The organism is Fuscovulum ytuae (assembly GCF_029953595.1).
Lineage (GTDB): Bacteria > Pseudomonadota > Alphaproteobacteria > Rhodobacterales > Rhodobacteraceae > Paragemmobacter > Paragemmobacter ytuae.
The window spans coordinates 2,055,152-2,078,226 of the sequence record NZ_CP124535.1; the positions used below are offsets into that span (position 1 = coordinate 2,055,152).

General features: G+C 65.0%; 23 protein-coding genes and 1 riboswitch. Of the genes, 6 read left to right on the forward strand and 17 right to left on the reverse strand.

Going from position 1 to position 23,075, the window contains the following annotated elements; translation table 11 throughout:
• Positions 1-28: 28 nt before the first annotated feature.
• The 3 genes from QF092_RS09950 to QF092_RS09960 form a co-directional block, all read right to left on the reverse strand.
• Positions 29-1,627: a peptidoglycan -binding protein gene (locus tag QF092_RS09950; protein ID WP_420026539.1), complete on the reverse strand. Its 1,599-nt coding sequence runs from the start codon at positions 1,625-1,627 to the stop codon at positions 29-31.
• Positions 1,624-2,808, reverse strand: coding sequence for a biopolymer transporter ExbB (locus QF092_RS09955; protein ID WP_281463751.1), 1,185 nt, complete (start codon positions 2,806-2,808; stop codon positions 1,624-1,626). The genes QF092_RS09950 and QF092_RS09955 overlap by 4 nt, the downstream gene beginning before the upstream one ends.
• 72 nt (positions 2,809-2,880) lie before the next feature.
• Positions 2,881-3,429 carry a gamma-glutamylcyclotransferase gene (locus QF092_RS09960; protein ID WP_281463752.1) on the reverse strand — a complete coding sequence of 183 codons (549 nt, stop codon included), beginning with the start codon at positions 3,427-3,429 and terminating at the stop codon, positions 2,881-2,883.
• A 64-nt stretch (positions 3,430-3,493) separates the two neighbouring features.
• Here QF092_RS09960 and QF092_RS09965 point away from each other — a divergent pair, with 64 nt between their 5' ends.
• Positions 3,494-4,474 (forward strand): DUF2125 domain-containing protein, encoded by a 981-nt coding sequence (locus QF092_RS09965; protein ID WP_281463753.1) that lies wholly within the window; start codon positions 3,494-3,496, stop codon positions 4,472-4,474.
• Here the strand turns inward: QF092_RS09965 and QF092_RS09970 are convergent.
• From QF092_RS09970 to QF092_RS10015, 10 genes are all read right to left on the reverse strand, one after another.
• Entirely contained in the window at positions 4,471-5,421 is a 951-nt protein-coding gene (locus QF092_RS09970; protein WP_281463754.1) for an extensin-like domain-containing protein, read from the reverse strand. The two genes, QF092_RS09965 and QF092_RS09970, sit on opposite strands and share 4 nt — an antisense overlap.
• Positions 5,422-6,351: a prephenate/arogenate dehydrogenase family protein gene (locus tag QF092_RS09975; RefSeq protein ID WP_281463755.1), complete on the reverse strand. Its 930-nt coding sequence runs from the start codon at positions 6,349-6,351 to the stop codon at positions 5,422-5,424. It lies immediately after the preceding gene.
• Positions 6,351-7,436, reverse strand: coding sequence for a histidinol-phosphate transaminase (gene hisC, locus QF092_RS09980; protein WP_281463756.1), 1,086 nt, complete (start codon positions 7,434-7,436; stop codon positions 6,351-6,353). Before hisC ends, QF092_RS09975 begins: the two co-directional genes overlap by 1 nt.
• A gap of 75 nt (positions 7,437-7,511) precedes the next feature.
• A complete protein-coding gene (locus QF092_RS09985) occupies positions 7,512-8,102 on the reverse strand; it encodes a TIGR00645 family protein (RefSeq protein ID WP_337250637.1) in 591 nt (196 codons plus the stop codon).
• 36 nt (positions 8,103-8,138) lie between these two features.
• Entirely contained in the window at positions 8,139-8,759 is a 621-nt protein-coding gene (rpsD, locus tag QF092_RS09990) for a 30S ribosomal protein S4 (RefSeq protein WP_281463757.1), read from the reverse strand.
• Between the two features lie 161 nt (positions 8,760-8,920).
• Positions 8,921-9,997: a Hint domain-containing protein gene (locus QF092_RS09995; RefSeq protein WP_281463758.1), complete on the reverse strand. Its 1,077-nt coding sequence runs from the start codon at positions 9,995-9,997 to the stop codon at positions 8,921-8,923.
• 102 nt (positions 9,998-10,099) lie between these two features.
• Positions 10,100-11,026 (reverse strand): lipid A-modifier LpxR family protein, encoded by a 927-nt coding sequence (locus QF092_RS10000; protein WP_281463759.1) that lies wholly within the window; start codon positions 11,024-11,026, stop codon positions 10,100-10,102.
• 165 nt (positions 11,027-11,191) lie between these two features.
• Positions 11,192-11,842, reverse strand: a complete 651-nt coding sequence (locus QF092_RS10005) for a hypothetical protein (RefSeq protein ID WP_281463760.1) — start codon at positions 11,840-11,842, stop codon at positions 11,192-11,194.
• Entirely contained in the window at positions 11,830-12,900 is a 1,071-nt protein-coding gene (locus tag QF092_RS10010; protein ID WP_281463761.1) for an AbrB family transcriptional regulator, read from the reverse strand. Before QF092_RS10010 ends, QF092_RS10005 begins: the two co-directional genes overlap by 13 nt.
• Positions 12,901-12,910: 10 nt before the next feature.
• On the reverse strand, positions 12,911-13,102 hold the full coding sequence (locus QF092_RS10015; protein WP_281463762.1) for a SlyX family protein: 192 nt from the start codon (positions 13,100-13,102) through the stop codon (positions 12,911-12,913).
• A 73-nt stretch (positions 13,103-13,175) separates the two neighbouring features.
• On the opposite strand from QF092_RS10015, the gene hisS reads away from it, so the two are divergent.
• From hisS to QF092_RS10035, 4 genes are all read left to right on the forward strand, one after another.
• Positions 13,176-14,675, forward strand: coding sequence for a histidine--tRNA ligase (gene hisS, locus QF092_RS10020; RefSeq protein ID WP_281463763.1), 1,500 nt, complete (start codon positions 13,176-13,178; stop codon positions 14,673-14,675).
• Positions 14,672-15,772, forward strand: coding sequence for an ATP phosphoribosyltransferase regulatory subunit (locus QF092_RS10025; RefSeq protein ID WP_281463764.1), 1,101 nt, complete (start codon positions 14,672-14,674; stop codon positions 15,770-15,772). The genes hisS and QF092_RS10025 overlap by 4 nt, the downstream gene beginning before the upstream one ends.
• Positions 15,769-16,479 (forward strand): ATP phosphoribosyltransferase, encoded by a 711-nt coding sequence (hisG, locus tag QF092_RS10030; protein WP_281469883.1) that lies wholly within the window; start codon positions 15,769-15,771, stop codon positions 16,477-16,479. Before QF092_RS10025 ends, hisG begins: the two co-directional genes overlap by 4 nt.
• A gap of 66 nt (positions 16,480-16,545) precedes the next feature.
• Positions 16,546-16,890 (forward strand): hypothetical protein, encoded by a 345-nt coding sequence (locus QF092_RS10035; RefSeq protein ID WP_281463765.1) that lies wholly within the window; start codon positions 16,546-16,548, stop codon positions 16,888-16,890.
• Positions 16,891-17,038: 148 nt separating this feature from the next.
• Here QF092_RS10035 and QF092_RS10040 read toward each other — a convergent pair whose 3' ends face one another.
• Positions 17,039-17,467 carry a DUF1489 family protein gene (locus QF092_RS10040; protein ID WP_281463766.1) on the reverse strand — a complete coding sequence of 143 codons (429 nt, stop codon included), beginning with the start codon at positions 17,465-17,467 and terminating at the stop codon, positions 17,039-17,041.
• Between the two features lie 127 nt (positions 17,468-17,594).
• Here QF092_RS10040 and QF092_RS10045 point away from each other — a divergent pair, with 127 nt between their 5' ends.
• Complete coding sequence (locus tag QF092_RS10045; protein ID WP_281463767.1) at positions 17,595-19,880, forward strand: adenosylcobalamin-dependent ribonucleoside-diphosphate reductase; 2,286 nt, start codon at positions 17,595-17,597, stop codon at positions 19,878-19,880.
• Positions 19,881-19,893: 13 nt separating this feature from the next.
• On the opposite strand, the gene QF092_RS10050 is transcribed toward QF092_RS10045, so the two are convergent.
• The 3 genes from QF092_RS10050 to QF092_RS10060 all read right to left on the reverse strand — a co-directional run bounded on the left by QF092_RS10050 (position 19,894) and on the right by QF092_RS10060 (position 22,789).
• Positions 19,894-20,904, reverse strand: coding sequence for a FecCD family ABC transporter permease (locus QF092_RS10050; protein ID WP_281469901.1), 1,011 nt, complete (start codon positions 20,902-20,904; stop codon positions 19,894-19,896).
• A 42-nt stretch (positions 20,905-20,946) separates the two neighbouring features.
• Complete coding sequence (locus tag QF092_RS10055; protein ID WP_281469903.1) at positions 20,947-21,849, reverse strand: ABC transporter substrate-binding protein; 903 nt, start codon at positions 21,847-21,849, stop codon at positions 20,947-20,949.
• Positions 21,850-21,922: 73 nt separating this feature from the next.
• Entirely contained in the window at positions 21,923-22,789 is an 867-nt protein-coding gene (locus QF092_RS10060; RefSeq protein WP_281463768.1) for an ABC transporter ATP-binding protein, read from the reverse strand.
• Between the two features lie 31 nt (positions 22,790-22,820).
• Positions 22,821-23,032, reverse strand: a riboswitch (cobalamin riboswitch).
• Positions 23,033-23,075: the final 43 nt, after the last annotated feature.

A 23,075-nucleotide genomic window follows, 5' to 3' on the forward strand; every position in this document is an offset into this window, starting at 1 on the left:
GAAAAACTGGCGATCTTAACGCCTGTCTTCAACGCTCGGTCAGCTTCAATTCGATCCGCCGGTTCTGCGCGCGGGCAAGCTCGTCATCCCCGGCCGCCACGGGGCGGTATTCCCCGAACCCCGTCGCCGCAAGCCGCTCTGGCGGAAAGCCAAGGCTTTCCTGCATGAACCGCACAACCGACAGCGCGCGGGCCTGCGACAATTCCCAATTGTCCGCAAACTCGCCCAGACCCGACAGCGGCACATTGTCGGTATGGCCGTCCACACGGATGATCCAGTCGATCTCGGGCGGGATATCCCCCCTGATTTCGTTCAAGATTTCCACCACCCCGGCAATCTGCGCCTGCCCTTCGGGCGCCAATTCCGCCGCCCCCGGTTGGAACAGCACCTCGGATGAAAACAGGAACCGATCTCCCACCACCCGAACGCCCTCGCGCCCCTCCAAAAGCTCGGACAGTTTTCCAAAGAATTCAGACCGATACCGCGCCAGATCGGCATTTTCTGCGGCCAACCGTGCCGCCTCTGCCGCCTCCAACTCGGCCCGCCGCCGCTGTTCCGCCGCCACCTGCGCCAATGCCGCGTTCAACTGCGTGCCCAGCGATTGCAACTGCACCTGCGCCGCCTCATCTCGCGCGGCACTCTCATCCAGCACCGCCTGCAACTGCGCCAATTGCGACCGCAGCGCCCCGATCTGTTCATTCAGCAGCGCCACTTTCCTCTGCGCGTCCAAGGACTTGGCCTGTTCCTCGCTGAGCGCGCGTTCCGCCGCCGCCAGGACCGCATCGCGTTCCGTTTGCCCTTCCACGGCTTTCGCCGCCTCGGTCTCGGCCGCGGCAAGCAGGGTCAAGGTCTCTTCCGCCCGCCGCCTCTGCTCCTCCAGCGCAAGGGTCATCGCGGCCAATTCGTCATCCGCCCCCTTCAGCTTTTCCCGCAACTCCTCCAGCGCCGCCGCATCCACCAGACGCCCGGCCTCTTCCTCCGACAGCCGCGCCTCTGCCCCCTCGGCCCGGCTGCGCAGTGACGTGATCAACGCCTCCACCGCCGCCCGCCGCGCCGCCATCAAGCGTGCGGCTTCCGCATTGGCATCCACCTCGTCCCGCGCCTTCGCCAGCGCCAGTTGCAGCGCCTCCTGCTCGGAGATCAGCCTTTTCTGTGCATCTTCAAGGGCTTCGACCGATGCCGTCAGCTCCGTCACCTGCCCCCGCGCCGCGTCGCGCTCTGCCAGCAGCGACGCCACCTGCGCCTCGAATGACGCGATCCGTCCCTGCGCATCGGCCAGCGCGCCCTCAGCCGTCGCCAACTGCCCCGTCAGCGTGGTGATCAGCGCCGCCTGCCGCTCCCCTTCCGCCTGCGCCGCCGTCAGCGATGCGGTCAGGTTGCCCACCTCTGCCTCCAGCCCCGCCGCCCGCTGCCGTTCAAGGCCCAGCGCATCAGCCAATTGCGCGATCTGGTCGGTCAGGCTGTCCAACTCGTTCGATTGGGTGGTGATCGTCTCGCGCAGCACGACCTGCATCACGGTGAAGATCGTCAGCACGAACATCATCACCATCAACAGCGTCGTGACCGCATCCACGAAGCCGGGCCAGATGATTGATGAATCGCGCCGGGACCGTAGCGCCATGGTCAGCCCCGCCCTGCTGGCGCGCCGCGCGCCATGGCCCGGATCGCCGCCGTCAAGGCCGCGATATCGGCCCGCAGATCGGCCAAGGACTCTTCGCGCCCCGCCGACATTTCCTCAAGGATTTTCAACAGTTGCACATCGATCGACCGCAAGCGCATCCGGCTTTCGGCATCCGACCCCATGGCCCCGCCCCCCTCGCCCGATACGGCGGCGATCAGCCGTTCCTGCCCCTCGGCAATCCGCGTCAAGGCGGCGGCCAGATCGGCCCCGCCACCGCCATCCCGCCGTTCGGCCAACCGCGCGATGGCGCGGGCAAGATCGTCGATCTTATCCTCGACCATCACCCGCGTGATATCGGATTGGGTATACAGCGTTTGCAGCGCATCCATCTGCGCCTGCACCTGATCCAGCACCGCCGCCATGGCGGCCGTATCGCCCCCCTCGCCATCGCTGCCCGTCAGGCTGACGCGGGTGATGGAGGACAGCCATTCCTCCAACTCTCGGTAAAATCGGTTCTGCCCATGCCCGGCGAAAAGTTCCAAAAGCCCGATCACCAGCGATCCCGCCAAACCCAACAGCGATGAGGAAAACGCCGTCCCCATCCCGCCCAACTGGCTTTCCAACCCCGACATCAGCTTTTCAAAAACCTGAAGCCCCGTCTCCCCCTCTTGCGGGGCAAGGGAACGGATGGTTTCCACAACCGCAGGCACCGTGGTGGCCAGACCGTAAAACGTCCCCAAAAGACCAAGGAAAACCAGAAGGTTGGCCAAATAGCGCGTGATATCCCGGGCCTCGTCGATCCGCGTCGCGACCGATTCAAGGATCGACCGGGAAGAAGAGGACGAGATTTGCATCTTCGCCCCCCGCGATCGCAAAAGCGACGCCAAAGGCGCCAGCAATCGCGGCGGTTTCGTCGCGTCATGGCCGGGAACGTGGCGGACGAAATCCTCGATCCAGCTTACGGATTGGATCAGGATCAGCACCTGCCAGAAACAGGTCACCACCCCCAGCAGGAACACCCCAAGGATAAACCCGTTCACCAAGGGGTTCGATTGGAAGATCCCCGTCACCTGACTGTGGATCAGCCATGCCCCGCTGCCCACCAGACCCGTTACCAGCAGCATCATCACGATCTGCCGGATCGGCTGGCTGAAGGTCGTTGACACTTCGCCGCGCTGCTTGTCCATCCACCCTGCCCGTATCTCGTTGCCCTTGGCCGCAGAATAGCAGGCCCGCCCTGCCTGCCAAGCGGTCGTTGATCAGTGTTGCGTCATCGTCACGATGTCACGGACCCGGCCCGCCAACCAGTCCAGATCCTCATCCCCGATGCCAAGTTCGGCCAGATGCGCGGCGGTGGACCACAGGTAATCCCGGTTCGGCCCCCGCCCGCCCGTGGCCCGCGCGATGATCTGCGCCTGTTCCTCTAGGGGCAGCCCGCCGCAATACTGCACGTGATCCGGGTCGATCACATAGGCCAACGCGGCCACCTCGGCCCCACCCGCCAGTAAGACAGGCAGCGTCACCTCCAGATAGGCCGACGACACCAATTCCCGCTCGCGCAGCGCGGCCAGCGTCGCCGCTTCATGCCCCTCGGCCACCCGGAAGGCCACGCCGTCGCAATGCGCGCCCGCCGCCCGGTCCAGCGCCAGCACCAGCCCCGGTGCCTCTACACTCCCGCGGTGATGGATCGACCGCATGCAAAAAGAACGATGCCACCCGTCCAACCGCGCCACCGCGCGTTCCGCCACCGGGAACCCCGGATCCCAGATCAGCGATCCATAGCCGAAGACCCAAAGCGCATCCGCCATCCGACTGGCCCTCCTCTGCGCCCCCCTGTAAACAGCACCCCGCAAGTGAAGGAAAGGGTTGAAGATGCGTGCGCTTCTGATCGTCGTCCTTGTCGTCTCGGCGCTTTGGGCCGGGTATTGGGTCGTGGGCTCACAGGCGATGGAACGGGGCGTCACGGGTTGGTTTGCCGCACAAGACCGCGGCCCGCTGACCGCCGAACAGCAGGGCATCACCGTCGCGGGCTTTCCCAACCGCTTTGACCTGACCGTAACAGAACCCCGGCTTTCCAACGCCGAAACGGGCTTTGGCTGGCAGGCCCCCTTCGCGCAGGTCTTCATGATGACGTGGAAGCCGTGGCACATCATCGCCACACTGCCCACGGAACAGACCATTTCCCTGCCCTTGCAGGATCTTGCCATCACAAGCGCCAATTTTCAGGCCAGTGCCGTGCTGGTTCCCGGCACCGACCTGACGCTGGATCGCAGCGCGGTGGCTGTGGATACGCTGGCGCTGCGCTCTTCGGCCGGATGGGACATGGCCGCCGCCACCTTGCGTCTTGGCCTGCGCCGCGCCGTGGACCGCGCCAATGCGCAGGAACTGGCGCTGGAAATGACCACCGTCTCCTCCTCCGCTGGCCTGTCCTCGACCGAAGACCTGCCCGAACAGATCGACCTCATCCGCATCGACAGCCTGCTTGGCCTCTCCGCCCCGCTTGACCGCCACATGGGCCAGACCGCCCCCACGCTGCAAGACATCACCCTGCGCGAAGGGCTGATCCGCTGGGGGGATATGGTCCTCTCTGCCTCGGGCAGCGTGACCCCGGCCACCGATGGCACCGCCGAAGGCCGCATTGACCTGCGGGTGGAAAACTGGCGCAAACTTGTGCCCGTTCTTGTCGCGACAGGGTTGATCGGCCCCCAGCAATCCCAAACCGTCACCCGCGCCTTGGAAATCTTGGCACAGCAAGGCGACGACCCGAACGTTCTGCCCCTCCCCCTCACCTTCCAGAACGGATGGATGAGCCTTGGCCCCCTGCCCCTTGGCCCGGCACCGCGCTTTTACTAGCGGCAATAGGGCCCGCCGCGATGGCTGGCCGTGTCGAAATGCAGATGGTCCTCGTGATAGCCATCCGATCCCGGCCCCAGCGTTGTGCCGAAGATGCCGCAAGCGGCACGATGCGCGCGGCGCATCTGCCGATTGTAGTCGCCCTTGACCGATAGCTCGCGTCCGTTCGACAGGATGAAGCCCGAAATGTCGATCGCCTTGCCGCGCCCATGTTCGCTGATCTTCGCGCCCCGGATATTGTTCCGAGGCCGGCAGATGTAACTCGCGGCCACGCGCAGCTCCACCACTTCCTGCCGCCCGAAAGCGGGGCGCACCCCTTCGTTGATCCAATCCTTCAAGGCCCGCGCCGTGGGGCAGTCGATGGTGGCGGGTGTTGTAAGGCGCACGCCATCCACCATGGTCACGCGCACGGGGTCATCCACCCCGCAGCCCCGCACATTGGACGTGATCCGCGCCAGCTCCTCGCCCCGGATGTCGCGATCCCCACAAACGAAACCGTCACCGGATTGCCCGCGCTCGGCCCGCTCTTCGCGGTCGCGCCGCCCAAAAAGACCACCCAGCAGACCGCCGCGCCGCTCTCTCTCCTGTTCCACCACGGGGGGCGGGGCTGATGCCGCCTGCGCCACGGTACGGCCAAATCCTTCAGGGCGCGGTCTTGGCCGCACCACCGGAATCTGTGCCACAAGCGCCGAAGGCTGCGGGGGCAGGGCTTGCGTCATCGGCGCTGCGGTGACGGGGGCCGCAGCCACCGCCCCCCAAGGGCGCGGACGCGGGCGCAGCGACGTAAATCCTCCGATCACGGGCGCAGGCTGCACGGCAAGGGCCGCCTCGACACCGGGGCGCGGCAAGGGGCGGGGTGAGGTCGACATCTCCTGCGCAACAGCCCCCCCCGCCATCAGGACGAAGACAGACCACAGACACAAGGCACCAACCACACCGAACCGCATTCAGCCGCCTTTTGGCGCGGCCAGCGCCACGCGCCCGAAATCGGGTGCCGCCGTATCCTGCCCCGCCTCGATAATCCCGCGCCTTATGGCGCGCGTGCGGGTGAAATAGGCATGCAGATGGTCCCCATCGCCCAGCCGGATCGCCCGCTGCAGCGCGAACAATTCTTCGGTAAAGCGGCCAAGGATATCCAGCGTCGCCTCCTTGTTGGTCAGGAACACGTCCCGCCACATCGTTGGGTCCGATGCCGCGATCCGGGTGAAATCCCGGAAGCCCGCAGCGGAATAGTTGATCACCTCGCTGTCCGTCACCCGGCTCAGGTCATCGGCAACGCCCACCATCGTATAGGCAATCAGGTGCGGGGTGTGAGAGGTCACCGCCAGCACAAGGTCGTGATGGGCGGCATCCATCTCATCCACCTTTGCCCCGAACCCTTCATAAAGCGCGCGCAGCCGCGCCACCGCTCCCACATCCGCACCCTCTGGCGTCAGCAGCCACCAGCGGTTCTGAAACAGCGTGGCAAAGCCCGAATGCGGCCCGGAATGTTCCGTCCCCGCGATGGGGTGACCCGCGATGAAATGCACGCCCTCTGGCATATGCGGGGCCACGGCGGCAATCACCGCCTGCTTCACCGACCCCACATCCGTGACCGTGGCACCCGGTGCGAGATGCGGCCCGATCTCTTCGGCAATCGCCCCCATCGCGCCCACCGGAACGGCCAGCACCACCAGATCGGCCCCCGCCACAGCCTTGGCCGCCGAAGGTTCCACCCGGTCACAGAACCCGATCTCCAGCGCCGCCGCCCGCGTCTCCGCACTGCGCGCGTAACCCACGATCTCGCCCGCCAAACCCTTGGCCTTCATCGCATGCGCCATGGACGAAGCAATCAGCCCCAGCCCGATCAGCGCAACCCGTTCGTAGATCATCGCCATCACTTGACGCCCTTGAACTGCGCCACGGCATGCGCGACCCGACGACAGGATGCCTCATCCCCCACCGTGATCCGCAGGCAATGCGGCAGCTTGTATCCCGCGACCCGCCGCACGATCAGCCCCTGCTGCTGAAGGAAGGCATCGCAGGCCACGGCCTCTTCCTCGCTCGCGAACCGCGCCAGCACGAAATTCGCCATCGACGTATCCGATGGCACGCCCAATTCCGCCAGCGCCTCGGACAGCCAATGCCGCATCCGGGCATTCTCGGCCCGACAGCGGTTGACGAAATCCTGATCACGCACCGCCGCCTCGGCCGTCTCCAACTGGGTGGAAGACAGGTTGAACGGCCCCCGGATACGGTTCAGCACATCGACAATCGCGCGCGGCCCATAGCCCCAACCGATCCGCAACCCGCCAAGACCGTAAATCTTGGAAAAGGTCCGCGTCATAAAGACGTTGGAACGCGCCTCAAGGATCGACAGCCCGCCATCATAGCCTTCGACATATTCCGCATAGGCCCCATCCAGCACCAGAATGGCCTGACGCGGCAACCCATCCGCCAGACGCGCGATTTCGGCATTCGAAATCATCGTCCCCGTCGGATTGTTCGGATTTGCAATAAAGACAAGCTTCGTGCGCCGATTGCAGGCGGCAAGGATGGCATCCACATCCGTGGTCCGCTCGCGCTCTTGCACCTCGACCGGGGTCGCCCCGACGGCCAGCGCGCTGATGCGATACATCAGGAACCCGTGTTCGGTGAACACGACCTCATCCTTGGGTCCAGCATAGGCTTGGCACAGAAAGGTGATGATCTCATCCGACCCCACACCGCAGATCACGCGGCCCGCATCCAACCCATGCACCTCGGCAATCGCCTCGCGCAGGGACGCATGGTCGGTCGACGGGTAGCGGTGCAGGGAATGCACGCTGCGCTGAAACGCCTCTTTCGCGCGGTCAGACGGGCCGAACGGATTCTCGTTCGACGAAAGCTTGACCACATTGGTCATGCCCGCGACATGCGCCTTCCCGCCCTCGTAAAGCGCGATGTCAAGGATACCGGGCTGCGGTCGGATGGCGTCGGTCATATCGGCAAGATTCCCCCATTCCTGCGGGGTTCTAGCTTTGCGCGGGGGCCAAGGCCAGACGGTTTATCGCCGCCTTCACTTCGCCGACCGCGCTTGCAGCCAATCCATCAACGCCATCAGCACGCCCGACAGCACAAAACTCATATGGATCACCGTCAGCCAGAAGAGATGCCCCTCATCCGGCGGCGGCGTGGTCGGGTCCCCAATCTCCATGAACCGCTTCAAAAGATGGATGGCCGAAATCGCCACGATCGACGCGATCAGCTTCATCTTCAGACCGCCGAAATCCACCTTGCCCATCCAGCCCGGCCGATCCGTTCCCACGTCGAAATCGAACTTCGACACGAAACTTTCATAGCCCGAAAACATCACGATCAGCAGCAGGTTCGCCGCCAGCGTCAGATCGATCAGCGTCAGGACAACAAGGATCGTCTTTTCCGGGCTCAGGCTCATCATCTGCGGCACGTAATAGACCAGCTCGCGGAAGAAGATCACCAGCAGCATCAACAGCGCCACGGTCAGCCCCAGATACATGGGCGCCATCAGCCAGCGGCTGGCAAACAGCCCCCGCTCCACCAAGGATTCAGCCGTCTGCCGTTCGCCCATCATGGCCTCCATTTTCAGCGAAACTGGAATGCCCGATCCGAAAAGCAAGAGGCCCGCCACAAAGGGCGGGCCTCCATCCACGCTAAGGCGCAGAAATCAGTTCTTCGCGTAGTATTCGACGACGAGGTTCGGTTCCATCTGCACCGGATAGGGCACATCGCCCAAGCCCGGGGTGCGGACGAATTTCGCGACCATCTTGGAATGGTCAACCTCAAGGTAGTCCGGAACGTCACGCTCGGTCAGGGCAACAGCTTCCAGAACCAGCGCAAGCTGCTTGGACTTCTGGCGCACTTCCACCACATCGCCTTCCTTGACGCGGTAGGACGCGATGTTCACGCGCTTGCCGTTCACGGTCACATGGCCGTGGTTCACGAACTGACGGGCAGCGAAAACGGTGGGAACGAACTTGGCGCGGTAGACCACCGCGTCCAGACGGCGCTCCAAGAGGCCGATCAGCATTTCGCCGGTGTCGCCCTTCACCCGTTCCGCTTCTGCATAGATCTTGCGGAACTGCTTTTCGGTCAGGTCACCATAGTAACCCTTCAGCTTCTGCTTCGCGCGCAGCTGCGTGCCAAAGTCGGAAAGCTTGTTCTTGCGGCGCTGGCCGTGCTGGCCGGGGCCGTATTCACGCTTGTTCACCGGGGATTTCGGACGGCCCCAGATGTTTTCGCCCATGCGGCGGTCGATCTTGTACTTGGCAGAGGTGCGTTTCGTCACCGCTGATCTCCTTCATATGTCGTCGTGAAGGGCGTTGTCCTTTGGCCCGAAGGCCCGACAGGCATCCCCTTGCGGGGGCCACCAACACCAATGAAAACCCCGGCGCAGAACGCCGGGATCGGGGACTTATACATCCCACTTTGGCAGAGTCAACAGCCGCCTCACGCGGCGATGTCATGGCGCAGCAGCGCCGCTTCGCTGGCCGAAAGGTTGCGCCGCGCATAATCGCCATAGGCATCGGGCCGCCGTTCGATCCCCGGCACCATCCGCTGAAGCTCCGCCCGCTGGCCTGAATCGATCATCTCAAGCGCGGTGTTGGACGGGTGAAAGCTTTCGGTCTCGATCCCATTGGCGAAGACGACGTTATGCCGCTCCAGCAGGATATGCACATAGGTCACCTCGCGCAAAGCAAGGTCCACCATGATCGAGTTATCGTTGATCAGGTCCTCCGCCCGCACCAACACCTCAGCGGTTCCAAACAAGGCCTGCGCCGCCGCGCCCTTCACCAGCATCCGATGCGCGGGCGACACGATCAGGTCCGGCTCCGGCAGATCAAGGCCCATCGCCCCGGCCCGGAACCGGATCGGCCGCAGATGCGGCATCGCATAAAGCCGCGCGCCCGACATGCGCCGATGCCCCATCCACAGCACCTCTTGCGGCCCGTCATCCTTGGTCAGAACCAGATCGCCGGGGCGCAGCGCCTGTATCAGCTTCGGCCCCTCTGGCGTCGCGATCCGCGTGCCGGGGGTAAAGCAGATGACCCCGCCGCCCTCGCGCCCACCCGCCGCAACCCGCGCGCGGTCAATCGATGTCCGCACCACCCACAGATCGCGGTTCGCAGGCGGCACCTCGCCCAAAATCATCAAAAGCCGCGTGCCGCTGTCCGGCACCGGGATGATGGTCAGGGCATAGCTCGTCACCCCATCGGTGACGATGAACCCCTGATCCGGCACTTCGTCCTCGTCTTCGTCGGAAAGCTCCTCGTCCGCTTCCGTCGCTCGACCGATGGCCGTGCCAATCAAGCGGCGCACCATGCGCGCCGCACGTTTCCTGATTTCCGCCGCCCCTTCGGCCGCCTCTAGAAGAAGAAGGTCCGCCGCGCCATCCACACGCACAGCCGAACCCGTCCAGCGCCACGCGGCACCGACCGTCAAAAGATCGATGGCCGCACCCGCCACACCATCAACTTCAGTCTGCGTCCAAGAAATGACGAACGTGCCACGAGAGCCCGTTATCATGCCTGTCTTGCCTGCTCGTATTATTTTTTTCTACCAACAGGCTATCAGCACTACATTCCAATGGCTATTGCATTCACGCAACAGTCTGCGTTTTCGCAGAGGCTAGAACCGCAACCGAAGGTTGATCGCCCCCAGAACCTGCCCTTCGGGCTGTTCTTCGAACTCTTCTCCCACCCATGTCAGCCCGTAAAACACCTCGTTCTGGCTGCCCTGCCAATGCAGGCCAACCCGCGCACGGGCACGGCTATCCTTGGGGGTGATTGGATCGGTGGAAAGGAAGAACTGGCTGTCATAGACCTCGGCCAGATCCGCGCCCATCGTCAGGCTGAACCCATCCGCGCCGCTGATCCCTGTGCCGCGATAGCGCTGCCCCGTGGTCGAATCCCGGATCATCAAGGCGCCCGTGCCAAATCCGCCAAAGGTCAGATCGCCCCCCACCCGCAGCAGGGTTTCCGCCCCGGCCTGCATTTCGACAAAGGGGCGCAGATGCGCCTGTGGCCCTATCTCGAAACTCCGCCCGAATTCCGCCGTCACCGTGGGCAGCACATCATTGCCAAGCTGCGCCCCAAACACCGTGGGCGCGGCCAGCCCCAGCAGATCATGCAGATCGCCGTGAATATCGCTGATCCCCGTCTGCGGCCCGACGATCACCGCATCAAGACCAAGGCTTGACTCAATCCCCCGCGTCTCGAACTGCGTATGCACACCCAGCGTCAGCGCCCCGACATAGCGCCGATCCAGCGCCGCAGGGGTAATCAGATCAGCAGGCGCAATCGTCTCGGCCCGCAGCCGAAACTCCAAGATCTCGCCGGGGCGCGATGGCAAAGCACCCGTCCATTCCGGCCCGCGCACCCAACTCAGGACATAAGACCCCGACCGCCAGCGATCCTCGCCATCCCCGATGGCGTCATTGGTCAAAAGGCGGCCCCAGCCCAAGGTCATCCGCTCTTGCGCGGCAACCGGGGATGCCACGGCGGCAAGTGCAATCATCAAAGGAAGGGCGGCCAAAGCCGATCTGGGTAAGGTCATCGGTCAATCCGTTCATCAGCCCCCCCAGGCCGATGTTGATATTAACCTTTGTTGATTCCTCACGCCAGCCCAACCACCCGACGGCCCCGGAACCTCGGCTGCGACTGTGTCAAATCGGCAATCTTTGCCTCGGGGCCAAGCGGTTATCACCCACCGCTCCGCCCCTTACCCCCGCGCCGCCCGCCACAGGCCCAGCGCCGCGCCCAAGGGCAGCGCCACCACCGCCACGGGCCAGACCATGCCTCCCGGCGGCACGGCCAGCGCCGTCGCAGCCACGCCCAGCGCCAGCCCCCAGCCAAGCCCCGCCCGCTGCGGAAGGATCAGCACCACCTGCGCCAGCACCGCCGCCACCACCAATAGCCGCAGCCGCAGCGCATCCTCGCCCGACCACAGCGCCAGCCCCGCCAGCATCGCCGCCAAGAGCAAAACCTCCGCGCCCCGCGCGCCTGACATCCCCCAGCCCAGCCCCCGCCGCAGCATCGGCAGCGCAATCAACAGCGCGGCCACGGCCCATAGGATCCAATTCCCGAAAACCCCTGCCACCGCCCCGGCGACACCACCCTGCGCGCGATTGACCGCCGAAAAGGCAAAGATCAGCAGGATCAGCACAAGCGCCCGCGCCACGCCCTCCGCACGGGTTGCCATCGGCACCTCCACTGCCCCCCGCAGCAGCATCAAGGCCCCCAGCAGCACCACAAAAGCATCCCATTGCGCCCCCGCATGGCCCGCCAGTGACAGACCCGCCGCCACCGCCGCACAGCCCAGCCCGAAAACCAGCGCCCAATCCCTTTGCCGCATCCGCCTTATCCGATCCACCGCCGCGCCCCTTTGGCTATCATCACGCTCAGCACGATGCGCGCGACGTGATGCACCGTCACATAGACCACGCTCATTTGCAGGCTCAAAGCGATCAGGCTCATCTCCGCCAACCCACCCGGCGCAAAGGCAAGAAAGACCGCCGCCACAGGCTCGCGCACCCAGTCCGCCAACAGCATGGCGAACCCATAGGCAAGGCCCAGCGCCAGCACCGCATTCACCACCGCCAGCCGCGCCGCCCGCCACAGCATCGCCGCATCCGCCCCGACAAAGCGCGCGCCAAGACCGCAGCCCACCACCACCTGCGTCACCCCCACCAGCCATGCAGGCGGCACCCCATGCACCAGACCCACCGCATGGGCCACGGCGGAAAACAGGATCGGCCCCGTCATGATCGCTGCAGGCAACCGCAGCCGCCGCCCCACCGACACACCCAAGACCCCCGCCGCCAACAGCACCGCCACCTCGTAAACCGTCAGATGAACAGCAGCGGCAGGCAGTTGCGCCCCGCTCGCCGATCCCACGGCACCCCCCGTCAGCCCCATGAAGATCAACGGCACGAACAGGATCGTCAGGATCAACCGCAGGAATTGCAGCACCGTCATCAGGCGCACATCCCCACCCGCCTCTTCCCCCATCTGCACCGTTTCGATCAACCCGCCGGGCACCGCACCGAAGAAACTCTCCAGCCTCGGCAATCCGCCCAACCGATAGACGGCAAACCCGATGGCATGCGCCAAGGGCAGGAACAAAAGTAGCGCCAGCAGCGACGGCCACCACGCCCCCGCCTGCCCCAGAACCTCAGGCGTGAAGGCCCCGCCGATGGCCACCCCGATCACCGGCACGAAGGCCGACCGCAGCTTCATGGGCAGCGTGATCCCCCGCCCGAAAGGCCGCCAGCCCGCCGCCGCAATCACCCCCGTCACGCAAAGCGACCCAAGCAGCAGTGCCAGCGGCAGATGCAGCATCAAGGCCACCATCCCCCCCGCCGCGCCAAGGCACAGCGTCATGGCCAATGCGGGGTAATCCACCCGCCTCAGTCCGTCCGGCACCCGCATCGCCCGCAACCTACCAATGCGGCGGCTTCACATTGGCGGCCGGGCCATCCGTGGCCATTGCCTCGCGCTCGGCCTCCCGCTCCACCAGCAGCTGCACCAGCCGGGTCAGCCGCTCAATTTCCTTCGCCTGCCCTGCCACCACATCCGACAGATCATCCACCGCCCGCATCAGATGCGCCACCCGTTCCTCAAGCTCGACCATCGCGCCCTCCGCCGCTTGCCGCGTCCTGCCCCTTCCGTTACACGGGCGGCGACAGAAAGCGAAGGTCCGACCGATGGCACAGGACAAACCCACCGAGTCCAAGGCACGCCGCCCCCGCGCCGAAACCCCCAAAGGGTTCCGCGACTATTTCGGGGCCGAGGTGACCGAACGCAAAGCCATGCTGGATAAGGTGGCCGAGGTTTATCACCGCTACGGCTTTGACCCCCTCGAAACCTCTGCCGTCGAAACGGTGGAGGCGCTGGGAAAATTCCTCCCCGACGTGGACCGCCCGAATGAAGGCGTCTTTGCCTGGCAAGACGAAGATCAGGATTGGCTCGCGCTCCGCTATGACCTGACCGCCCCCTTGGCCCGCGTCGCCGCGCAATACCGCAACGACCTGCCCGCCCCCTATCGCCGCTATGCGATGGGCCCTGTCTGGCGCAACGAAAAGCCGGGTCCCGGCCGTTTCCGCCAATTCTACCAATGCGACGCCGATACCGTCGGTGCCCCTTCCGTGGCCGCGGATGCCGAGATTTGCGCGATGCTATCGGACGCCCTTGAAACCGTCGGCATCCCGCGCGGCGATTACATCGTCCGGGTGAACAACCGCAAAGTCCTCAATGGCGTGATGGAGGTGGCAGGCGTCCTCGACCCCACCGATCCCGGCCGCTTCGCCAATGAACGCGGCATCGTCCTGCGCGCCATCGACAAGATCGACCGTCTGGGCGAAACCGGCGTCCGCGCCCTGCTTGGCGAAGGCCGCAAGGATGAAAGCGGCGATTTCACAAAAGGCGCAGGCCTTGCCCCCGAACAGGCCGAGGTCGTCATGGCCTTCATGGCCGCCCGTCGCGCCACAGGTGCCGAAACCACCGCCCGCCTGCGCGAATTGGTCGGCCCCTCTGCCATCGGATCGGACGGCGTGGCCGAGCTTGAAACCATCGCCGACCTCCTCGACCGCCAAGGCTATGGCCCCGACCGCATCCTCATCGACCCCGGTGTCGTGCGCGGCTTGGGCTATTACACTGGCCCCGTGTATGAGGCCGAACTGACCTTCGAAATCCTCGATGAAAAGGGCCGCAAGCGCCAATTCGGGTCCGTCGCCGGGGGGGGCCGCTATGACGACCTCGTCAAACGCTTCACGGGTCAATCCGTCCCCGCCACCGGCGTCTCCATCGGGGTCGACCGCCTTCTTGCCGCACTCCGCGCCAAGGGCCGCGTCAGCACCGATGCCCAAGGCCCCGTCGTCGTCACCGTGATGGATCGCGACCGCATGGCCGATTACATGGCCATGGTCGCCGATCTCCGCAACGCAGGCATCCGGGCCGAAGTCTATTTGGGCAACCCCAAGAACTTCGGCAACCAACTCAAATACGCCGACAAGCGCGCCTCTCCCATCGCCGTGATCCAAGGCGGGAACGAATCCGAAAAGGGCACCGTGATCCTCAAGGACCTCATCCTTGGCGCGCAGATCGCGCAGAACGCGACGCTTGAGGAATGGAAGGACCGGCCCGCACAGCTCGAAGTGCCGCGCGCCGATCTGGTGGCCGCCGTCCAAAAGATGCTGGGGAAATGACCCCCAAAGCCGCCATCCGACAAGAGGCCGAAACCCTCTTCGCCGCCTTCCGCGCAGAAGGCGCAGTCCCGGTTGAGGCCGACATCCTGCAACCCGCTGAAACCCTGCTGGACCTTTACGGCGAAGACATCCGCGCCCGCGCCTATGTGACCACCGATCCCCTGCGCGGCGAAATGATGCTGCGCCCCGATTTCACCGTCCCCGTGGTGCAGGCCCATATGGCCCATGGCGCGGAACCCGCGCGCTACTGCTATATGGGCGAGGTGTTCAGGAAACAGGACAGCCCCAGCGCCCGCGCCAACGAATACCTCCAAGTCGGGTTCGAGCTTTTCGACCGCGCCGCCCCCGAACAGGCTGATGCGCAGGTCTTCGCCCTCTTCACCCGCCTTCTGGCCCCCCTGTCCTTGCGCGCGGCGACAGGCGATATCGGCATCCTCATGGCCGCCGTGCGCGGCCTGTCCACCACCGACCGCCGCAAGGCCGCCCTTCTGCGCCACATCTGGCGCCCCAACCGCTTTCGCGCGCTGCTTGACCGTTTCTCAGGCCGCGCGCCGATGCCCGCCGCCCGCGCCGCGCTCCTCCGCCATCTGCAAAAAGACAGCCCCGAGGCGCTGATAGACGCCGCAGGCACCCTCGTCGGCCTGCGCACGGCGGATGACATCGCCGCCCGCGCCCACGCCCTGATCGACGACGCCGCCACGCCCCCCATCGCCGCGCCCGAAGCCGCGCTCCTCTACGACCTCCTCTCGCTTCAGGCCCCGGCCCGCGCCGCGCTCAATCATCTGCGCGGCATCACCCCCATGCTGCCCGCCATCGCCCCGGCGGTGGACCGCTTCGCCACCCGCCTTGACGCGCTGGCCGCCTTGGGGATCGATACCGAAACCCTGCCTTTCGAAGCCTCTCATGGCCGCACCAGCCTCGAATATTACGACGGCTTCGTGTTCAGCTTCCACGCCGCCGACCCGGCCCTTCCCCCCGTCGCCTCTGGCGGGCGCTATGACGCGCTGACCGCCGTCTTGGGTCAAGGCCGCTCCATCCCCGCCGTGGGGGGCGTCATCCGCCCCGGCCTCGTCGCCCGCCTGAAAGGGGTTGCCTGATGCTCAAGATCGGCGTCCCCTCCAAAGGCAGGTTGATGGAGAAGACCTTTCAATGGTTCGGCACCCGTGGCATCGCCATGCGCCAAACCGGGAATGATCGCGAATATTCCGGCGCAGTCGATGGGATCGACGGCGTCGAACTCGTCCTCCTCTCTGCGGGCGAGATTCCGCGCGAACTCTCCGCAGGCCGCATCCATCTTGGCGTCACGGGGTCCGACCTCGTCCGCGACAAGCTGGCCGATTGGCCCGCGCAGGTCGCCGAACTCGCCCCCTTGGGCTTTGGCCATGCCGACCTCGTCCTCGCCGTGCCCGCGGCGTGGATCGACGTGGATACGCTCGACGACCTCGACGCCGCCGCCGCCGCCTTCCGCGCGACCCATGGCCACCGCCTGCGCATCGCCACCAAATACCACCGCCTCGTCCGCGACTTCCTGACAAAGAACGGCGTCGCGGATTACCAGCTGGTCGACAGCCAAGGCGCCACCGAAGGCACCGTGAAAAACCTGACGGCCGAGGCTATCGCCGACATCACCTCAACAGGCGAAACGCTGCGCGCCAACCACCTCAAGGTCCTCTCCGACGGGCTGATCCATCAATCGCAGGCGGTGCTTTTCCTTGCCCGTGCCGCCGATTGGGGGCCGCAGAACCGCGCCACCCTTGCCACGCTCTGCACCCGCCTTGGGCTGACCACTCCCGCCAATCTCTGACATCCCGGCTTGACGGCGGACACCCCGCGCTAGCTCCCCTTCAGGTTAATGAAAGGGAAACCCCAGATGCATCTTCGCCTCACCGCCGCAGCCTTCCTTTTGGCGCTGCCCGCCTTTGCCCAAGACCTCGCCACAGGCGACCAGATCAAGGGCACCATCGCCGGAAAAACCGTCCAAGGCTCCATGATCGCCTCCGGCGCCTATACCGAGTTTTATGCCGAAGACGGCACCATCAAGGGTGATGGCTACACGGGCAAATGGACCGTCGACGGCGATGCCATGTGCTTTGACTATGGCGAAGGCGCAAGCTGCTGGGGCGTGCGGATCAACGGCGATCAGGTCGCATGGATCAAGGACGGGGCCGAAGACGGCACCGGCACGCTGGTCGAGGGCAACCCGAACAATTTCTAAGGCCTTGCCAAAGTGAACGCCCCATCACCGGGGCGTTCGCTGCGTGCCCACAGTTTGCGGCACAAAATCCGGCACAAAACAGGGCACAACCGTTTTCGGCATGGGCCCATCCCACCGTCATCCCCAACCATTAACGCAGCGCGCGGCGCTACCGCAGCCCGATCTCCGCCAAGGCCTGCGCCAATTCGGGCGGCAGCGCCTCTTCCCGCGCCCGCCCCTTGGGCAGGTCGCGCGGGCTTTCCTCCGGCTCCAGATAGCGCCATCCCTGAAACGGCCGGCGCGGCGCCGCCTCGGTGCGGATCACCTCGGCATCCAGCACCAGCGCGCAGCGCAGGATGCCATCCGCGCCTTCCACTTTCTCAAGCCCGACAATGCGTTGCCGCGCAAGGATCACCCCTTTGATCACCCAATAAAGCGACCCGCCGGCAAGCACTTCTGCCTCGCGCTTGGGCCACATCCGCGTCACATGCATGGCGCAGCCCTTCGGCCAGCGATGCCGCTGGCTCTCCTGCCAATCGGTCAGATCCTCGACACTATCCGCGCCGACACACAGCTTCAGAAGGTTGATATGGCCCACGAATCCCCCGGTGCTTCCGGCCCCAGAGGATAGCTGTGGTTAACGTCCCCGCAAGGTTTGACGCACCGGCCCATTGCGCCTATCTTGTGCGTTCCTCCTCGAAAACCGCAAAACCAAGGAAAATCGCATGTCCCGATTCGCCGCCCCCATCGCCGAGCAGATCTGGGACATGAAATACCGCCTCAAAGAGGCCGACGGCACGCCCCTCGACGGCACGGTTGAGGATACATGGCGTCGAATCGCCCGCGCCTTGGCCGAGGTGGAGGCTGATCCCGCCCATTGGGAGGCGGAATTCTACGCCGCGCTGGAGGATTTCAAATACCTCCCTGCGGGACGCATCACGGCAGGCGCGGGCACCGGCCGCTCCGTCACGCTGTTCAACTGTTTCGTTATGGGCACCATCCCCGACAATATGGGTGGCATCTTCGACGGGCTGAAAGAGGCCGCGCTGACAATGCAGCAAGGCGGCGGAATTGGCTATGATTTCAGTACCATCCGCCCCCGCGGGGCCGAGGTGAAGGGGGTTGCCGCCGATGCCTCCGGTCCCCTTTCCTTCATGGATGTCTGGGATGCGATGTGCCGCACCATCATGTCCGCAGGCAGCCGCCGGGGGGCCATGATGGCCACCATGCGCTGCGATCACCCCGATATCGAAAGCTTTATCGAGGCGAAGAAAGACCCCGCCCGTTTACGGATGTTCAACCTCTCCGTGCTAGTGACTGATCCCTTCATGGCGGCGGTCAAGGCGGATGGTCCGTGGGAACTCGTTTTCGATGGCAAGGTCTACAAGACGGTGCAGGCGCGCGATCTGTGGAATCGCATCATGCGCAACACCTACGATTTCGCCGAACCCGGCGTGATCTTCGTCGATCGCATCAATGCGATGAACAACCTCGCCTATTGCGAAACCATCGCCGCCACCAACCCCTGCGGCGAACAGCCCCTGCCGCCCTATGGCGCCTGCCTTCTGGGCTCCATCAACCTCGCCACACTGGTTAAGGATGCCTTTACCAAAGATGCCGCCATGGACATGGCCGCGCTGGATCGGCTCGTCCGCACTGCCGTGCGGATGATGGACAATGTGGTGGATGCCAGCCGCTTCCCCCTGCCCCAACAGGCGCAAGAGGCACAGGCGAAACGCCGCATCGGCCTAGGCGTCACCGGCCTTGCCGATGCGCTTTTGATGATCGGTCAGCGCTATGGCTCTGAAAAGGCGGCAGAAATCACGGAACAGTGGATGCACGCCATCGCCCGCGCCGCTTACCTTGCCTCTGCCGATCTGGCCCGCGAAAAGGGGGCCTTCCCACTCTTTGATGCAGAGAAATTCCTCGCCTCCGGGTCGCTTGCCCATATGGATGACGACGTGAAGGCCGCCATCCGCCAGCACGGCATCCGCAACGCGCTCCTCACCTCCATCGCGCCCACGGGCACGATCAGCCTTTACGCAGGCAACGTCTCCTCTGGCATCGAACCCGTCTTCGCCTATGCCTATACGCGCAAGGTGCTGCAAAAAGACGGCTCGCGCACTGAAGAAGAGGTCGTCGATTACGCCGTCCGCCTCTGGCGCGAAAAGATGGGCGACGCCCCCCTGCCGGATTACTTCGTCAACGCCCAGACCCTGCCCCCGCTCGACCATGTCCGCATGCAGGCGGCGGCGCAGAAATGGGTGGATTCGTCGATCTCCAAAACCATCAACTGCCCCGAAGACATCAGCTTTGACGCGTTCAAAGAGGTCTATATGGCCGCATGGGATCAGGGCTGCAAAGGTTGCACCACCTACCGGCCGAACGATGTCACCGGCTCCGTCCTCACCGTGTCCGAGGCGTCAGAAAAGACCCCGGCCGATGCCCCCGCCGCCGTCCGCCAATCGCAAGACGGGGCCGAGGTCGTCTATCTTTCCGAACCGCTCGACCGCCCCGCCGCGCTGGAAGGCCAGACCTACAAATTGAAATGGCCGGGATCGGAACACGCCCTCTACATCACCATCAATGACATCGTCATCGCAGGCCACCGCCGCCCGTTCGAGGTGTTCATCAACTCCAAGAACATGGAACATTTCGCCTGGACCGTCGCCCTGACCCGCATGATCAGCGCGGTCTTCCGGCGCGGCGGCGATATTTCCTTTGTGGTAGAGGAGCTTAAAGCCGTCTTCGACCCGCGCGGCGGGGCCTGGATGGACGGGCGTTATATCCCCTCCATCCTTGCGGCCATCGGCGGCGTCATCGAACGCCATCTCATCGATATCGGCTTTATCGAGGGGGAGGGGCTGGGTCTGAAATCCGATCCCCAGGCGCAGGTCGTGGCACTCGGTGCCCCCAAAGGCAAGGCCTGCTCGTCCTGCGGCAGCTATGACATGCGCATGATCGAAGGCTGCATGACCTGCGCCTCTTGCGGCTATTCCAAATGCGGCTGAGGGGGTAATCCCCTCACGCCCGCCGCGCCATCAGCCATAGGAAGAACAGCCCGCCGCACAGGCCGGTGACCACCCCGATGGGCATATCCTCGGGGGCCAGCACCACGCGCGCCGCCGCATCCGCCCAGATCAGGAACACCGCCCCCGCAAGGGCCGAGGCGGGCAGAACGCGCAGATTATCCCCGCCCACCACCAACCGCACCAGATGCGGCATCATCAGCCCGACAAAGCCGATCAGTCCCGAAAAGGCGACCATCACCCCCGTCACCAGCGCGGCCATGACAAAGACGGCCAGCCGGAACCGCCCCACTTCAATCCCCAGACTCGCCGCCGTCTCATCGCCCAAAGCCAGCGCATTCAACCGCCCGGCCTGCGCCCAAAGCCACAACCCGCATGGCAGCAGCACCGCCACGGGCCAGATCAGATGATCCCACTGCGCCAGCCCAAGCCCGCCCAGCATCCAGAACACAACCGTATGCGTGGCGCGCGGATCGCCTAGGAAAATCAGGATATTCGCCCCTGCCATAATCACAAAGCTGACCGCGACCCCCGCCAGAACCAAGCGGTCCGCACTGGTGGCCTGCGCCACCCGCGCCACGCCCAGAACCAGCAGCGTCGCCGCCAGCGCCCCCCCAAAGGCCATCAACGGCACGGTCAGAAGGCCAAGGAACATACCCGTATGCAAAAGCGCAGCGATGGCCCCAAAGGCCCCCCCGGACGAGATGCCCAGAAGATGTGGATCGGCCAGCGGGTTGCGCGTCACGGCCTGCAACGCCGCCCCCACCACGCCCAGCCCCGCCCCGACCAGCCCCGCCAGCACCACACGCGGAAAGCGGATCTCCCAGATGATCGCCGCCTGCCCCGCGCTCCAGTCACCTGCGGCGGCACCGGGCAGCACCCGCTCCACCGCAATGCCCCAGACTGTGGACAAGGGCACCGGCACCGCCCCGACCGACACCGCAACCACCACTGACAAGGCCAGAACCAGCCCCGCGCCCAGCACAAGGCCGATCCCCGCGCCGATCCGGCGCGGCGTCGATGATGTTTGCGCGAGGTCTGCCACGGTTCAGTTGCCCCAGAACCCGGCGATCAGCTTTTCCACCGCCTTGATATTGCGCGGCCCCGGCGTCGCCTCAACATAGTCCAGCACCACGAAACGGTCATTCTTTACCGCATCGATGCTGGCGAAGGCCGGGTTGCCCTTCATGAAGGCGATCTTCTGCTCGGCCGTCACATCGCCATAGTTCACGATGACGATCATTTCCGGGTTCCGTTCCACCACGGCCTCCCAGCCCACTTCGGCCCAGCTTTTTTCCAGATCATCAAGGATGTTCCTGCCCCCAGCCGCCTCGATCAGCGCGGTGGGCATCGCATAGGCCCCGGCGGTGAAAGGTGCCTCTTCCCCGCTGTCATAGACGAAGACGCGCAAGGGGGCGCTGCGATCAACCCCCGCCGTCAGGTCTGCCAACCGTGCCTTCCAGCCCGCGACCAGTTCCTCGGCCTTCGCCTCCACCCCGAAGATGCGGCCAAGGTTCAGGATGTCGACATACATGTCCTCCATGCTCGACTTCGCCTTCGGCCCGATATGGATGCAGCTTTCGGTCAGTTCATAGACCTTGATCCCCAAAGGCTCCACCGTCTCAGGCGTCACTTCGCCGCCAACCTTCATCCCGTAATTCCAGCCCGCGAAGAAGAAATCCGCCTCGGCCCCCGCCAGCACCTCTTTCGTGGGATACTTGGCCGAAAGCTCCGGCAGTTCCGCCACACCTTCGCGCATCTCCTCATCCAGCGTTTTCCAGCCGGAAATGCCAGTATAGCCCACCATCCGGTCGCGCAGGCCCAGAACCAGCATCATCTCCGTCAGGTTCGAATCGTTCGAAATCGCACGCGCGGGCGCGGCGTCGAAGGTCACACTGCGGCTGCAGCTTTGCACCGTCACAGGATAGGCCAGCGCAGGGGCGGCCATCATCAGGGCGGGCAAGGCAAAGGCGGCCACTCGGCCGATCGTCGTCAACATGGGTCAGGTCTTTCAGGTCAAGTTGTCACAGATGAAAGGAAAATCGCGGGCGCGGGCCGCTCCGGTCCACCACCGCGCGCACGCGGAAGGCTTCGGCGAGCACCGCCTCATCCAGCGCGGCGGCAGGCGGTCCATCGGCGAACAGACGGCCCCCATGCAGCACCAAGACCCGGTCGGCAAAGCCCGCCGCCAGCGTCAGGTCGTGCAAGGACGCGATCACCGTCAGCCCAAGCCCCCGCAGCAGATGCAAAAGGTCCAGCTGATGGCGGATGTCCAGATGGTTGGTCGGCTCATCCAGCACGATCACCCGCGGCTCTTGCGCCAAGGCGCGCGCCACCATTGCCCGCTGCCGCTCTCCCCCCGACAGGGTGGCAAAGCGCCGATCCGCCAGCGCGGCAAGGTCCATCCGCTCCAGCGCCGCCTCAACTGCCGCGCCCGCCTCGGGCCGCGCGAAGCCAGCGCCCCATCCCCGCCGATGCGGCAGGCGGCCCAGCGCCACGATCTGCCGCACGGTCAGGTCCAACTCCCCCGGCGTGTCCTGCAAGACCGCCGCCACCTGCCGCGCCGCAGCATCGGCTCCCATCTTCCACAGGTCCTGCCCCATCAAGCGCACCTCACCCCGGCGCGGCGCGTGATGGCGATAGATCAGCCGCAGAAGCGAGGATTTCCCCGCCCCGTTCGCCCCGCAGACGGCCACGATCTGCCCCACCGGCACGGCGAAACTGATATCGGTCAGGATATCATCCTGCCCCTTCGGCCCCCAACTCACGCCCTGCAGGGCCACCGCCGCCACGGCATCCGCCGCCAGCGCACGCAAAACAGGGCCAGTGCCGGCATCGGCACCAATGGGGATAACTGGCGCGGCAAGGGGCTGCCGCAATGACGCATCCATCAGACACTCCTTCCGGGGCACCCCGCCCGGTGGTTTTCGGGTCCTGATGGCAGGTCTCCTGACTCGCGGGTCTCGGCTTGCCCCGCCTTCCCGCGCCCAATCGGACACAGTGGCATCGGGGGTCGCTCGCCGCTCACAGTTGCGGGGGCAGTCACGGATTTGGCGCCTGATGGCTACACCACACCGTATTCCCTTTTCACCCAGCCACGCCTTTGGCCTGCCGGGAACCATCGCCTATAGCATCGCCCGCGCCCATGCCCCTGTCAAATCCGAAAGCGGCATCCGC